The 12,994-nt window shown below is 60.8% G+C and carries 15 protein-coding genes; 6 read left to right on the forward strand and 9 right to left on the reverse strand.

Annotation, left to right across the window (positions count from 1 at the left end; genetic code table 11):
- Positions 1–96: 96 nt before the first annotated feature.
- The 6 genes from P3T40_RS02795 to P3T40_RS02820 form a co-directional block, all read right to left on the reverse strand.
- Positions 97–1,608, reverse strand: a complete 1,512-nt coding sequence (locus P3T40_RS02795) for a sensor domain-containing diguanylate cyclase (RefSeq protein WP_429266165.1) — start codon at positions 1,606–1,608, stop codon at positions 97–99.
- 510 nt (positions 1,609–2,118) lie between these two features.
- The gene (locus tag P3T40_RS02800; RefSeq protein ID WP_429266166.1) at positions 2,119–2,832 is read right to left on the reverse strand and encodes an epimerase; all 714 of its coding nucleotides are present in this window, start codon (positions 2,830–2,832) and stop codon (positions 2,119–2,121) included.
- Positions 2,833–3,087: 255 nt separating this feature from the next.
- On the reverse strand, positions 3,088–3,951 hold the full coding sequence (locus tag P3T40_RS02805) for an oxidoreductase (RefSeq protein ID WP_429266167.1): 864 nt from the start codon (positions 3,949–3,951) through the stop codon (positions 3,088–3,090).
- Positions 3,952–4,010: 59 nt separating this feature from the next.
- Positions 4,011–4,583 carry a TetR/AcrR family transcriptional regulator gene (locus P3T40_RS02810; protein ID WP_429266592.1) on the reverse strand — a complete coding sequence of 191 codons (573 nt, stop codon included), beginning with the start codon at positions 4,581–4,583 and terminating at the stop codon, positions 4,011–4,013.
- A gap of 167 nt (positions 4,584–4,750) precedes the next feature.
- The gene (locus tag P3T40_RS02815) at positions 4,751–5,143 is read right to left on the reverse strand and encodes a hypothetical protein (RefSeq protein ID WP_429266168.1); all 393 of its coding nucleotides are present in this window, start codon (positions 5,141–5,143) and stop codon (positions 4,751–4,753) included.
- A 121-nt stretch (positions 5,144–5,264) separates the two neighbouring features.
- Entirely contained in the window at positions 5,265–5,603 is a 339-nt protein-coding gene (locus P3T40_RS02820) for a DUF190 domain-containing protein (RefSeq protein WP_429266169.1), read from the reverse strand.
- A gap of 331 nt (positions 5,604–5,934) precedes the next feature.
- Here P3T40_RS02820 and P3T40_RS02825 point away from each other — a divergent pair, with 331 nt between their 5' ends.
- Complete coding sequence (locus P3T40_RS02825) at positions 5,935–6,747, forward strand: mechanosensitive ion channel family protein (protein ID WP_429266170.1); 813 nt, start codon at positions 5,935–5,937, stop codon at positions 6,745–6,747.
- Positions 6,748–7,042: 295 nt separating this feature from the next.
- Positions 7,043–7,489 carry an SRPBCC family protein gene (locus P3T40_RS02830; protein ID WP_429266171.1) on the forward strand — a complete coding sequence of 149 codons (447 nt, stop codon included), beginning with the start codon at positions 7,043–7,045 and terminating at the stop codon, positions 7,487–7,489.
- Between the two features lie 49 nt (positions 7,490–7,538).
- On the opposite strand, the gene P3T40_RS02835 is transcribed toward P3T40_RS02830, so the two are convergent.
- From P3T40_RS02835 to P3T40_RS02845, 3 genes are all read right to left on the reverse strand, one after another.
- Positions 7,539–8,045 (reverse strand): winged helix-turn-helix transcriptional regulator, encoded by a 507-nt coding sequence (locus P3T40_RS02835; RefSeq protein ID WP_429266172.1) that lies wholly within the window; start codon positions 8,043–8,045, stop codon positions 7,539–7,541.
- Between the two features lie 157 nt (positions 8,046–8,202).
- A complete protein-coding gene (locus P3T40_RS02840) occupies positions 8,203–9,780 on the reverse strand; it encodes an aldehyde dehydrogenase (NADP(+)) (RefSeq protein ID WP_429266173.1) in 1,578 nt (525 codons plus the stop codon).
- A gap of 16 nt (positions 9,781–9,796) precedes the next feature.
- Positions 9,797–10,420 carry an isochorismatase family cysteine hydrolase gene (locus P3T40_RS02845; protein ID WP_429266174.1) on the reverse strand — a complete coding sequence of 208 codons (624 nt, stop codon included), beginning with the start codon at positions 10,418–10,420 and terminating at the stop codon, positions 9,797–9,799.
- Positions 10,421–10,719: 299 nt separating this feature from the next.
- Here P3T40_RS02845 and P3T40_RS02850 point away from each other — a divergent pair, with 299 nt between their 5' ends.
- From P3T40_RS02850 to P3T40_RS02865, 4 genes are all read left to right on the forward strand, one after another.
- Positions 10,720–11,166, forward strand: a complete 447-nt coding sequence (locus P3T40_RS02850; protein WP_429266175.1) for an Ohr family peroxiredoxin — start codon at positions 10,720–10,722, stop codon at positions 11,164–11,166.
- Positions 11,167–11,236: 70 nt separating this feature from the next.
- Positions 11,237–11,509 (forward strand): hypothetical protein, encoded by a 273-nt coding sequence (locus P3T40_RS02855; protein WP_429266176.1) that lies wholly within the window; start codon positions 11,237–11,239, stop codon positions 11,507–11,509.
- 189 nt (positions 11,510–11,698) lie between these two features.
- Positions 11,699–12,160: a MarR family winged helix-turn-helix transcriptional regulator gene (locus P3T40_RS02860; RefSeq protein WP_429266177.1), complete on the forward strand. Its 462-nt coding sequence runs from the start codon at positions 11,699–11,701 to the stop codon at positions 12,158–12,160.
- A 359-nt stretch (positions 12,161–12,519) separates the two neighbouring features.
- Positions 12,520–12,825 carry an AlpA family phage regulatory protein gene (locus P3T40_RS02865; RefSeq protein WP_429266593.1) on the forward strand — a complete coding sequence of 102 codons (306 nt, stop codon included), beginning with the start codon at positions 12,520–12,522 and terminating at the stop codon, positions 12,823–12,825.
- The last annotated feature ends 169 nt before the right edge of the window (positions 12,826–12,994 follow it).

Genomic DNA, 12,994 nt, shown 5'->3' on the forward strand with positions numbered 1-12,994 from the left:
TAAAATTAGAATGCAATATCACCCGGATAAAAATATTATGAGCGCGGCGCGACACTTAGAGGCAATTCGCGCCGCGCGGCGCGCCGCCTCGACCGACTAGCGGCCCGGTTGCGTCACCATCCCGGGGCTGTCGGCGCGCGCCGCGACCGGATAGCAGAGGATGCGGTTGCGGCCGGCATCCTTGGCCTCGTAGAGAGCCGTGTCAGCCGCGTTGACGAACGCCCGGTAGGTAGCGAAGCGATGACTCGCCGTACTGGCAATGCCGATGCTGATGGTCAGCACGTGATGCGCACTGGAGACATGGCGCATCTGAAGCGCCTGCACGGCTGCCCGAATCTGCTCGGCGATCTGCGCCGCGCCGCTACCGTCGGTATCGGGCAACAACACGGCGAATTCCTCGCCGCCGTACCGCGCCGCCACATCGCTGGGTCGCCGCACGTTACCGCCGATGCAGCGCGCCACCGCCGCCAACGCGTCGTCGCCGGCCGAGTGGCCGTAGAGATCGTTGAAGCCCTTGAAGTTGTCGACGTCGATCAGGAGCATCGACAACGGCCGCCCGCTACGCTGCATCAGGAGCCACGCTTGCTCCGCGCGCTCCTCGAACGTGCGGCGGTTGTTCAGCCCGGTCAGTCCGTCCGTGCGGGCCAGCACCCGCAACGCTTCTTCCACTTCCTGGCGGCGCCTGAGCTGTTGCGAGAACAGCACGGCGAGCGCGATGATCGCCACGTCGAGTGCGCCGATCAGGCTGCCGATAACCCAGGCGCGATGCCGCCAGCCAGCGTAGATGTCGCGCGTGGAGATCGCGACGTCGAGCAGCAGCGGAAAGCGGTCGATATGGCGGAACGTGTACCAGCGCTCCACGCCGTCGATGGCCGCGGTGCCGAAGAAATCGCCGCTGTCGCGCTGGGTGAAGCGGGTGTAGTTGGCCGTACCGGTCAGATTGATGCCGACGATTTTCGGGTCATAGGGACGCCGCATCAGCATCGTGCCGTCGGCCAGCATCAGCGCCATCGAGCCACTGTTGCCGAGGTTCATGCCGGCAAAGAGCCGCTGGAAATAGGAGAGCCGCAGTGTGCCCACCACCACGCCGGCGAAACTTCCGTCCGGGTGAGAGAGGCGCCGGCTCAGCGCGATGCTCATGCCGGCGTTGGTCTGCCTCGACATGTAAGGCCGGCCGACGTATAGCCCGACGTCAGGTGAATTGCGGTGAACAAGGAAGTAGTCGCGATCCGACGCGTTGATGTGCCGCGGTATCGCGGACTGCGAATCGAGGATAGCGTTGCCGGCTTCGTCCAGCACCAGCATCGAGCCCATGTCCCGGGCGCTGGCGGCGCCGTCGAACAGCACCAGTTGACGGATCGCGGGCGGCAAGGTCATCACGCCCGGCTGTTTGAGACCGGCGATGACCGCAAGCAGCGACAGGTCGTACAGCTCGAGGTTGCGCGCCACGTCGCGCTCGACCAGCAAGGAGACATTCTCGGCCGAGTCCTGGGCGCGCCGCAATGCATCCTCGCGCATCTGCGCCAGTACCCAGATGGCGATCGCGAGGATCGCACCGGCTAGCGCAAGGCTGATGACAATCACGGCATTCGGTCGGCGCGTCACCATGTGTCTGGTTGTGTCGAGCGTGCGCGTCGGCCTACGCGCGTTATCGGGGACTGCGATCACGGCCCAACCCGGAAAGCGCGGCACGCGAGAGGCCGGTCATGCCTCGCCGCGCGGATTCCTAGAAGCGGTAGCGTACCAGACGCTGCGCCCCAATGAGCCATCCTAGCTGCAGCATTACACGAAGCGGCACGGTGTATCGCTCTGAGCGGCCAGATTTTCGCTCCATGTCGGGTATATCGGCCAGTTTCTTATTTTGCTTAATCGACCACCACAGCGGTGCCTATACTGGTCAATAAGCTGAAGAATAGCCGGACCGCGCGCGGAAGGCGGCCGCGTATAGACGCGAGCGCGGTCAAGGCAAGTCGTTAGGCCTACGGAGGAAAACCGATGGCAGCAAGCGTTGTGGCGGACGACATCCGGGCCGTAACCGGGTGATCGCCGCGTAGGGCGCGGTTCGGTTGCCGGTTGCCGGTTGCCGGTTGCCGGTTGCCGGTTGCCGGTCGCCGGAAACTATCCCGCGTGCGGCGTCAGCGGCGGAGTTCCAGACGGGCCCGGCGGCGTGCGGCAGATTGCGCCGATATCAGCGGGTTCCATCACGGTCTTGGCGTAGCCGTGCCGGGCCACCGCGAGCATCGCGCGGCCGACCTCCTCGGTCGTCACAATCTGATTCGGCGTCAAAGCGTGCATGAGCGACATCAGCGGCCGCAAGAACGGATAAATTAACCGGTACATGCGCGTTTTCGACTGGATACCGTGGAGCGGCTCTATAACCCCCGGACGGAACAGATAGACCGCGCGGAACGGCAGCAGCTTCAACGCGTTCTCCGTCTTGCCCTTCACGCGGGCCCACATGCTACGGCCCTGCTCGCTGCTGTCGGTGCCACGCCCGGAGACGTACACAAAGGTCATCTGCGGATTGAGGCGCGCCAGCGTGCGAGCGGCCGCCAGCGTCAGGTCGTAGGTAAGACGGCTGTAATCGGCCTCTTTCATACGGAACGACGACACGCCGAGGCAGAAGAAACACGCGTCGAACCCCTGTAGCGAAGATTCGATCGTACGGTAATCCATCATGTCGGGATGGACGATCTCGGTGAGACGCGGGTCCAGCTGGCCAGTCGGCGAACGGCCCACCGTCTGTACAAAGTCAACGTCCTGGGCACGCAGGCATTCGCGCAGCACGCCTTGGCCCACCATGCCGGTTGCCCCAAATAACAAAACTCTCATGACGCCAGCTCCGGTTCGGTACGCCGCCAACGAAGGTTGGTCAGCGCTTCTGATGCTTCCCACAGACGGGCAGCAACCGCCCGGTCTTGCGCTCGCGGCGCGAAAGCAGCCACACCAGGCGGGCCCTTCACTTCGAATAGACCGCCCGACCTACTGTCTCGAAACCGAGTCCGCCGGTCGCGCCGGTAATCACCGCGAGGCGCCCGGTTTGACGTGGCATGTCATCGGTGGTCCGGCGAGCCATATTGCCCATCCTCAGGATTGCGGGAATTCCGGCAGTGCGGCCGGTGCAGCAAAGTCTGTCGAGACGCTCACCTCGCGCCACGCAGCGGCGCTCGCATTGCGGGCCTTGTCGGCTTCGCCGAAGTAGTGAAGCGCGTCGCTGCCGAGTAGCAGGTGTTCCGGCGGTTGCTCGTGATAAGCGAGCTTCAGCACGATTTGCGCCACCTTCGCCGGATCGCTGGTTTCGTTACCCGCAAACTGGCCGAGCAACGTGATGATGGCGCCGACAGACGGAGCATAGTCCTCCAGCACTTCGGGCAGGGCGCTACCTGCTTCGTTGGCCCAGTCTGTTTTCATGCTGCCCGGTTCGAGCGCGGTGACCTTGACGCCGAAGGGCGCCACTTCCTTGCTGAGGACTTCAGTAAAACCACCGACCGCCCATTTGGCCGACTGATAGGCACTGAATCCCGGCATGCCGAGGCGCCCGCCCACCGATGAAATCTGGATGATGTGACCACTGCGTTGCTTGCGCAAAATGGGCAACGCCGCGCGGGTGACGTTGACCACACCGTAGAAGTTGGTATCGATCTGCGCGCGGAAATCGTCCTCGCTCGCCTGCTCGAACGGCGCGAGATGGCCGAAGCCGGCGTTGTTGACGAGCACATCGAGCCGCCCGAACGCGTCGACAGTGGCCTGCACGGCGGCACGCGCGGCAGCGAAATCCGCGACGTCGAGTGGGACTGCGCGCACCTGCTCGCCGTAACGCTCGACGAGGTCCGCGAGATCGCGTGGATTACGCGCCGTCGCGACAACCTGTTCCCCGGCCGCCAGCGCCGCTTCGACAATCTTGCGCCCGAGTCCGCGCGCGCTACCCGTAACCAGCCATACCTTTGCCATGATGTACTCCTTCCTATTTAGATGAGCGTGTAATCACTCATTAACTACACAAAAAAACATCAACATTTAGAGACGGCGTTCCAGAACGCTTCGAAACCTGCGTCGCGGTACCGCTCAGCCTGAGCGGGCTCGCGCGCGATGAATTCCATGGTGGTGTCCGCCAACGCCCCCAAGATGGCCGCCGCGAAGGCCGGCGGATGATCGCGCAACACGCCGCTGGCAATGCTCGCCTGCATCATCTCGTTGACGTCGGCGAACGCCTGCATGCCTGCCACCCGGGTTGACTCGCTCAGGCGATCGGAAACGGCCAGTTGCGCGACGGCCCGGCGCTTGTGCGGGAAGGCGACGCCCCAGTCCACGTATTTCTGCCACACGTAACGCGCGCGGTCCTGAATACTCGCGGCCTTCGGATACGCCGTCATCATCACTTCCCGCATGTCCGACTTGATGTCGAGATACAACTCGTTCAGCAAGGCGTCTTTGCTTTCGAAGTAAGTGAAGAGCGTGCCTTCCGCCACGCCGGCGACCTTCGCGATCCGCGCCGTCGGCGCACCTAGCCCCTGTTCCGCGATCACCTGAGTGGCGGCGGCAAGGATGGCGTTGCGTTTGTCTTCGCTTTTCGGACGGGCCATGCGTGTCTCGGATCCATCTTGATTAATGAGTGAACACTCAATCATAAACATGATGTCCGGCTTGTTCAAGTAATTTTTGATGGCCTCGGTCTATCACTGCGTGCAGCGCGAGCCGGGATTCAGCTAGGCATATAGGGTGCAGATGTTCGCGTGCCGAAGCCGCTTCGCTAGTTGACGTGCATCGACCGCGTACCGCGTGCCCGGGTTGGCGCCGCGCTCGTGTCTAGCCGTGCGTACTCGATGGCCTCGATGAGCACGCCTGCGATTTCGGCAATACGGTCGCGGGTAATGCGAATTTCGACCCATTCGCGCATGGCTGCGCGTCCGTAGGGTTGGAACGCGAAGGCCCGGCCCATGCGAACCAGCGCGGCGGCACGCTCGGCCGGAAGCTTGATGCCAATGCCGCTGCCGTAGACACAAAACGCCATGTGGGCGCCGACAAAGGCCGCCGGACAACCAAACATCGCTCCTTCATGTACTGACGGGTCGATGTCCCGGACATGCGCGAACGCGACGTCGAACAAACCCCGGTCGTGTAAAAGCCTTGGGACGTCCTTCATGGTTGTTCTCCTGAACCCGAATCGCCCGTTCCTGCCCTCTCACGCACCTCGTTGACGCGCCGCGGCCAGGACATGCTCACGGCGCCTGCGCACAACGAGATCCGTCAGACCTCGATATTCATTACCCGCCGCTCACTGCTTCGCTCGTTCCGAGCACCTCGTATTCGACAGGACAGCGCGTGTAGAACAGTGGCACACCAGCCTGCCGCAGATGAGCGAGCAGCGCATCGATGCGTGAATCGTCCGACGCCACCGTGACCACGACCGGCTGGTCGACCAGTTCGAAAAACCGCGCTGCGTGGTACTTGCCGTGCACGTCGATGCTCTCGCTCACTTCGATCACGGTCGCACCCTCGATACCGGCCTGCCTGGTTTGATCGAGGATCCACTCGACGACGGTCTTGTGATCCTTGCGATGGCTCTGATTGTCCGCAAACACGGTCAACTGACTGCCCTTCATGGGACCTCCGCGCTAAACCTACACGAGAGCAATAGGCGTGCCTTGCGACGGGTCTCCGCTCGCGTGGGTCGTCATCCTAAGGATAGGAAATTGTTCGATGCTGTGCGCGTCATTCGGAAGGCCTGCCCCCTTTTCCCGCGGACCGGCCAACATGACCCGCAATGCTTACCGCACGGTAGTTCTGACCATAAAAACACTGCCATCTGGAGTGTCGCACGCTATCAATATGTGAACGTTGTGCTTCTGTTTCAGATCAGTTTCCATGCACGGGAACATATTGGCCGAAAGCACGTCAGGGAATATATCCCCGCAAGAATAACGAGAGCGATCCATGGACGACTTGCTGACACGACTCCTGCATTTCCAGCCGTCATTGATGGTGACAGTGGCTTACGACGTGCTCCACCTCGTTGTCGCCGCCCTGATTATCGCCGTGGGCTGGTGGCTTTCGAACCGCATCGGCACGCTGTTCGCCAAGGCGTTTGCGCATACGCATGCCGACCCTACGCTCGCCCCCATGCTCAAGGCAATGGGCACGTGGGCGGTGCGCGTGGTGGCGTTTATCGCCGCGCTAAGCGAGGTGGGCATCGCGACAGCTAGCGTACTGGCGGTGCTGGGCGCCGCCGGCCTCGCAATCGGGCTGGCATTGCAGGGCACGCTGCAGAACATCGCGGCGGGCATCATGCTGCTGATGCTGCGGCCATTTCGTGCCGGTGACGTGATCGAAGGCAGTGGCGCCGTTGCGGGCATCGTGCGGGAAGTAGGGCTTTTCACCACGCGCATCGAGCGCAGCGACGGCAACGCCGTGTTCGTGCCGAACAGCCTGATCTGGAGCAATCCGGTCATCAACTACAGCAGCGGCGGCACGCAGCGTATTGAAGTAGATGTGGAACTGGCGCAGCGCAAGGATGTGGATGCGGCCATTGGCGAGCTGAAGAAGCTGGTGGCAGACGAGCCGCGAGTGCTGAGTGGGGCGACGCTCGCGCCGGTGGTCACGGTGGCGAGCTATCCGAAGTCAGGTGGCGCGCGGCTGAGGATCGCAGCGTGGGTGCGCAGTCCGGATGCGCCGCTTGCCACGGATGATCTGCGAAGTCACGCGAGGGCCGCATTGACCGAGGCGGGGTGTGCGGTGGCGGCGTGGTGAAGTGGAGGTTTGATGGGAGCGGCTGATTGGGTATTTAATGCACGCTCATACGTAACTAGTAAAAAACCGTTAATCCCATATTTTTCGCCGCTCTTGGCTCCCAACTCAACCTTTCGTGTACCATAAAATGGCGATTCAGAAGGTAGACTGAGGTGCGTGCACAGCGCGTACGACCAGTAACGGACAGCCCCACACGCCGCATCGCGACGCCACCTCGGACGACTGCGTGTCGATTCCGCCGTCCTCCATTCGTCGTTTAGGATCGGAGGACTGCCCTCCACTTCTGGAGTCAACCATGCCTGAACAAACCGTCCGCCTTCATCGCGTGATCCGTGCCACACCCGAGCGTATCTATCGTGCGTTCCTCGACGCCGACGCCCTCACCAAGTGGCTTCCGCCGAACGGATTTACCGCCAAGGTTCATCAATTGGAGGCCCAGGTGGGCGGCAGCTATCGGATGTCGTTCACGAACTTCACCACGGGCGACAGCCACTCTTTCGGTGGGGAGTATCTGGAACTGGTGCCGCACGAGCGCATCCGCTACACAGGTCGGTTCGATGACCGGAACCTGCCGGGAGTGATGCAGACAACGGTGTCGCTTCGGCCCGTGATTTGCGGAACCGAACTGAATGTGACACAGGAGGGGATACCTGACGTTATCCCGCCTGACCCTTGCTACCTTGGATGGCAGGAGTCGCTTGCCTTGCTTATCTTGTTGGTGGAAGCCGAAATTCGACAGTAAGGGCAAGCGTGGAGCGACCGCCCGCGGGGCGGTCACTCCATCGGACAGGTCATGCAGACTTCAGGTCTTTCGCCGCGTCCCGTCGCGCAGCGCGCTCCTGCGCGTAGGCGGGGCTCAATTCGGCCTTCAGATCTTCGCGTCGCAATGGTTCACCACAAGCCTCGCAGACGGTGCCGACGCCGGCATCGTGACCACAGGTGAGATGCGTATAACGCACCGCAACATCCTCGTGTGGTGACTTGCACCACGTCTCACCCCATTCGCGCAACGCCAGGATGACCGGATAGAACGCCCGGCCCATCTCCGTGAGTTCGTATTCGTAGCGGGGCGGCTTTTCCATGTAGCGGTTGCGCTGGATCATGCCGTCCGCTTCGAGCCGTTTGAGGCGAGCGGAGAGCATCTGCGGCGTTGCTTGCGACTGCGCCAGCAGGCTGTCGAACCGTCGATTGCCCATGAACAGCTCTCGCACGATCAGGACAGCCCAGCGGTCGCCGATGACAGCCTGAGAGCGCGCGACTGGACACAGCGTATCGCTCACTTCGGGCAATGCAGCCATTCAAACCTCCCCTTCAAATCGCAATTCATTTGACTATGATAATCATATCAAAGATCGCACCCACTTGCGCTGCAGGCTTATGCGATCCGGATCCGCGACTTTGCGAGAGTCGCGGATCACGGGCTCCTTTCGCATGACTTGTTGTGGCGATCGGCGATCAGGCTTTAGACAGCTCGCCATCAGTAAGACGCCAGATGCCGCGAGGATTGTCATGCTGCAAGGCTTCCGGCAGCAGTTCATCCGGGAAGCCCTGATAGCACACAGGCCGCAGGAAGCGCTCAATCGCGCTCATGCCAACCGAAGTGAAGCGGCTGTCCGACGTTGCGGGAAACGGACCGCCGTGAATCGATGCGTATGACACCTCTTGCGGATGCGCAAACGCATTGACGACGATGCGTCCTGTGCGACGTTCGAGAATAGGCAGAAGTCTGGCAGCGAGAGAATGATCGGCCGGATCGATCTGCATCGTGGCCGAAAGTTGGCCGCGAAACTGCCTCGCGATGGCAATCAGTTGCTCCACATCCTTGACCCGCACCAGTAGCGCAGCAGGTCCGAATACCTCCTCCGATAACGACGGATTCTCGAGCATGCGTGCGCCGTCGATCTCGAAGAGAACCGATTGACCGTCCCATGCACCTTGCGGTTCGCCGCCCGCTGCGATCCGCTCTGCACCCGCGTTGCCCTGACGCTCCACGTTCTTCCGATACGCCGCGTTGATGCCTGGCGTCAGCATCGTGCGCGCTTGCATCGCTTCGACGCGGGGGATCATCGCGTTCTTCAGTTCGAGGTAGCCCGGGCCGTCGATGGCGAGCAGGATCGCGGGTTTCAGGCAAGCCTGGCCCACAGTGACGAGCATGCGTTCGGTAAAGCCATCGCCGATAGTGTCGCCACGCGCAGCGAGCGCGGCCGGCAGCACGAAAGTGGGATTGACGCTCGTCATTTCCGTGAAGACTGGTATCGGATCGGGACGTTGCTGCGCGCGCCGAAGCAAAGCCATTCCGCCAGCTTCAGAACCCGTGAACGTCACACCCTTAATGAGCGGATGATCGACCAACGCCTCACCGATTGCATTACCGCCACCACGGACCAGAGAGAACACGCCCTCATGCAGGCCCGAATCGCTGACGGCCCGCTGGATCACGCGTCCCATCAGTTCTGACGCGCCGGGATGTCCGTTGTGCGCTTTCAAAATGACGGGGCAGCCGGCGGCCAGCGCCGACGCGGTGTCGCCGCCCGCGACCGAATACGAAATCGGAAAATTGCTTGCGCCAAAGATCGCGACCGGACCCAGTGCGATTTTCTGCATCCGATGATCCATCCGTGCGCGCGGTTGACGTTCCGGCTGAGCGGGATCGATCGTTGCCTGGCGAAAGCGCCCCTGCCGAACGACGGTCGCGAACTGGCGAAACTGGGTCGCCGACTTCGCGGCCTCCCCTTCGAGTTGAGCGACCGGCAAGCCGGTTTCGAGTGACGTGCGTTGCGCGAGTTCTGGCGTGATGGCGTCGAGGCCGGCGGCGATACGCTCGAGGAATGCGGCGCGTTCGGGAAGACTTATGCCGTTATAGCTATCGAATGCGTCATCGGCCAGTTGCGCTGCGCGATCGACCTCTTCGATTCCGCCAAACGCAAAGGGCGGCTCGATCTCAGCATTCGCCGCTGGGTTGAGCGCCTTCATGGTGCCTGCGGTGGCAGGCACCTCCTGTGCGCCAATGAGTAGATTGCCATTCAGTTTCATTCGTTATCCTTTCGATTCAGACCGGAAGTGCGACGATCAACTCGGCCGTCGTCAGGATTTCATGGGCAAAAGTCGGGCCGTTCAGTTCATGTGCCGCGCGCATCATTTCCCTGGTGAAGGCGGCCGTGGCGTCGCGAACGAGCGTGACGTGATAGCCCAGTTCCATCGCGAAGCGACTCGTCGATTCAATGCATGTATTCGCCAACAGTCCGACGACGATCACATGCGTGATGCTCTGCTGTTTCAGCTGAAAGTCGAGATCGGTGTTTGCAAAACCGCTTTGGCCCCAGTGCTCCTGGATGATGATGTCGCCTTCTTGCGGCACGAAGTCAGGATGCCATTCACCGCCCCACGTCCCCTTTGCGAAGGTGTGACGTTGCTGCACGAGGCGTTGAGTCGGATTCGGATGGTCCCAGTTGTCGTAATCGCCCGGTTGCCAGCGGCGGTGCGGGACGTAGAAGACCTGAAGATCAGCTTTGCGCGCGGTGTCGACCGCGGCGCGGAGATTGTCGAGCAGGTGGACGTCTGCGGCGACGTCGCGGAGCATCGGAAAGAGCTTGCCGCCATCCGAGAGAAAGTCGTTGTACGGGTCGACCAGCAGCAGTGCGGTGCGCTCCGCGTCATATACAGGGTTGGGCATTTCAGTACTCCAGTCAGAAAGTGTGTGCGAACAGGTTCGCGTCCCGCAGTCGGCGCCGGACTGCTTTTGTCGGACGATTCGTGACGTCTCACGCATCGTATGCGGTCAGCTAAGGATATAACTATGAAAATCATATCGTCAAGTCAACATGCGGGATCATCGCCTCCATCAAATAATCGCGTGCGATTTAATCTTTTGAGATTGACATTCGCAAACTCTTCCCCCATTATGCGACGTATGCGATTACATCGCATACGATGTAAATCCAACCAACACCCTTATCCATCAAGGAATCCATCATGACCAAGATCGAAAAAGTCCTCTTCTCGGGCAACACCCACACCACGATCAACCGTGACCCCAACGCCCAGCGTGGCGAGCACGGCGTCGTCGACATCAAGCTGTCGACGCCCGCCGGTGACAACCTCGAGCTCATCGCCACCGAACCGCACCCGAAAGCCGAGCAATTGTTTGCTGGCGCGTGGTCGGCCTGTTACATCACCGCGTTTGGGATCGCAGCCCAGCTGAAGAAGGTCACGCTGCCGCCCGACTATTCCGTGGATATCCAGGTAGACATCGGACAGACCGGCGCCGCCTGGTTCCTCGGTGCCCAGTTCAACATCCGCGTGCCGGGCCTGGAAAAGGAAGTCGTCGAGGCGATCGCGCATTCGGCCCATCAGATCTGCCCGTACTCGAAGGCTGTGCATGGAAACATCGAAGTCGGCCTGAACGTCATCACGGCGTGATTTGTCAACGCTCGCGCCTCTCGCTGAGGCAAATGCATTTCAACGAACATCTTTTCAGGGAATTTCTGCCATGAAGACCAAACTTATCGCCGCACTGCTCGTCGCCTTTTCGGCGTCCGCCGCCGCTCCCGCATTCGCCAGCGGCTATGGGCCAGCCCCCTTTTACCGGCCCGCGGTTGGCGCGCCGGCATCGCAACGCGGTCAGGACGTGCAAACCGTCGCCACCGAGCGCGGCGACGTCGCTGGCTCGCAAGAGGCGTATGGCGGTGTAGTCGCCGGACTCTCCCAGGCGGGGAGCCATGCCGCCGTAACGCCGGGTAGCAAGCTATTCGCACATCACTAGATCAAGCATCCCTCAGTGGCTGGGCCAGCGCGCATCGCCGCTCCTCCTGCGCGCGGTCACAGCACGGCTGAAATGGGTAACGGCTAGTGCTCTACCTGGCGGCAGCGAGATTCGCTACATTGCGATACAATCGCATGCGATATATAACTCTCACTGTAAAACATTAGTCTTTATCCAAAGAGGATGCAGATGAAATCTACCGATCAACCGGCGCCCGCAGCCCTGCCGCTCTCAGACTACCTGTGCTTTGCGGTCTATTCCGCGAACCTGGCGTTCGGCAAGGCCTACAAGCCGATCCTCGATGAGCTTGGGCTTACTTATACGCAATACATCACGATCATTGCGATGTGGGAGGAAGATCATCAGACCGTCAGTGGTCTGGGCGAGAAGCTGTTTCTCGAATCCAACACGCTCACGCCCATCCTGAAGAAGCTCGAGGCGGCCGGTTATCTGGAAAGGCTGCGCGATCCTGAGGATGAGCGGCAGGTGCGGGTCAGTCTCACGAAAACCGGTCGACGGCTGCGCGAAAAAGCCCTGAAGATGAGCCTCACCGAGGCGACGGGCCTTGCGCCGGACGAGTTCGAGAGAGTGCAGAAGGCGATCGTGATGCTCCGTAACAATCTCATCAAGGCAGTTGAAAACCGCGAGTGAATGGTGAGTTGCTGGATTGATGCGAGCCTTTTAGACAAAAAACCCGTGCAGCCTTAGGCTGCACGGGTTTTTTTGAATACTGTTGGTGGGAGGAGGGCAATCCAACTAATCCGACAATCGCCCAATGCAAAGTAGTCTGGCAATTTTTCCATCACGAGCTGCCCCCAAAGTTGCCCCCACACTTGAAGCGCTATGCGTCTCGCCATGTTTGTCCGACATCGTGGATCTATTCCAAGACGCTTGCGGAAATGTGGCCCAAAAGCAACAGCACGTACAAGCAAAATCAGTCTAACGTCCCACCAAATAATTCAAAGGTTTGCCAAACGGATTCCACGGAGAATTGCAGGTACACGAGATAGATCGGCCACTACCCCGCTACCCGCTCTGGGACTTATAAGTGCGTCAAGGAAGGCACCTTTCCCCCACCATTGAAAATCCCGACAGAAGCGGTTGGTTGGCGAGTTTGCCAACATCGAAACCTTTCTAGCATCGCCTGCCGACTATCGAGTGGGGCCGCCACCATAAAGGAGGCACAGACTCAGGCGAACTCAAATCGATCAGCTTTGAATCGGTTCACAAATGAGAACTGCCTGAGCATGATTAACTCCCGCACTTTCAAACAAAAAGGGCACGATATGTATCGGTTGCTCCACGTACAAGTTTGATGCACTCAACTAGGTTCCGACGCCGGAACCGCTTGGCACCCGGCAAGCCTCGATCAACTTCTGCTTGGTCGGCCGATCAAGCCGTCGCTTGCCATCACGGCCGGCGCTCACGACCTTCGCGCGATGGTCTGGTCAGGGGTCTTGCGCGAAACTACGCTCGCGGGTTCGG

Source organism: Paraburkholderia sp. EB58, assembly GCF_050436665.1.
GTDB lineage: Bacteria > Pseudomonadota > Gammaproteobacteria > Burkholderiales > Burkholderiaceae > Paraburkholderia.

Bases quoted from the DNA above. Each gene is read 5' to 3' on its own strand.
- P3T40_RS02795 (WP_429266165.1), bottom strand. From the start codon at position 1,608: ATGGTGACGCGCCGACCGAATGCCGTGATTGTCATCAGCCTTGCGCTA.
- P3T40_RS02800 (WP_429266166.1), bottom strand. From the start codon at position 2,832: ATGAGAGTTTTGTTATTTGGGGCAACCGGCATGGTGGGCCAAGGCGTG.
- P3T40_RS02805 (WP_429266167.1), bottom strand. From the start codon at position 3,951: ATGGCAAAGGTATGGCTGGTTACGGGTAGCGCGCGCGGACTCGGGCGC.
- P3T40_RS02810 (WP_429266592.1), bottom strand. From the start codon at position 4,583: ATGGCCCGTCCGAAAAGCGAAGACAAACGCAACGCCATCCTTGCCGCC.
- P3T40_RS02815 (WP_429266168.1), bottom strand. From the start codon at position 5,143: ATGAAGGACGTCCCAAGGCTTTTACACGACCGGGGTTTGTTCGACGTC.
- P3T40_RS02820 (WP_429266169.1), bottom strand. From the start codon at position 5,603: ATGAAGGGCAGTCAGTTGACCGTGTTTGCGGACAATCAGAGCCATCGC.
- P3T40_RS02825 (WP_429266170.1), top strand. From the start codon at position 5,935: ATGGACGACTTGCTGACACGACTCCTGCATTTCCAGCCGTCATTGATG.
- P3T40_RS02830 (WP_429266171.1), top strand. From the start codon at position 7,043: ATGCCTGAACAAACCGTCCGCCTTCATCGCGTGATCCGTGCCACACCC.
- P3T40_RS02835 (WP_429266172.1), bottom strand. From the start codon at position 8,045: ATGGCTGCATTGCCCGAAGTGAGCGATACGCTGTGTCCAGTCGCGCGC.
- P3T40_RS02840 (WP_429266173.1), bottom strand. From the start codon at position 9,780: ATGAAACTGAATGGCAATCTACTCATTGGCGCACAGGAGGTGCCTGCC.
- P3T40_RS02845 (WP_429266174.1), bottom strand. From the start codon at position 10,420: ATGCCCAACCCTGTATATGACGCGGAGCGCACCGCACTGCTGCTGGTC.
- P3T40_RS02850 (WP_429266175.1), top strand. From the start codon at position 10,720: ATGACCAAGATCGAAAAAGTCCTCTTCTCGGGCAACACCCACACCACG.
- P3T40_RS02855 (WP_429266176.1), top strand. From the start codon at position 11,237: ATGAAGACCAAACTTATCGCCGCACTGCTCGTCGCCTTTTCGGCGTCC.
- P3T40_RS02860 (WP_429266177.1), top strand. From the start codon at position 11,699: ATGAAATCTACCGATCAACCGGCGCCCGCAGCCCTGCCGCTCTCAGAC.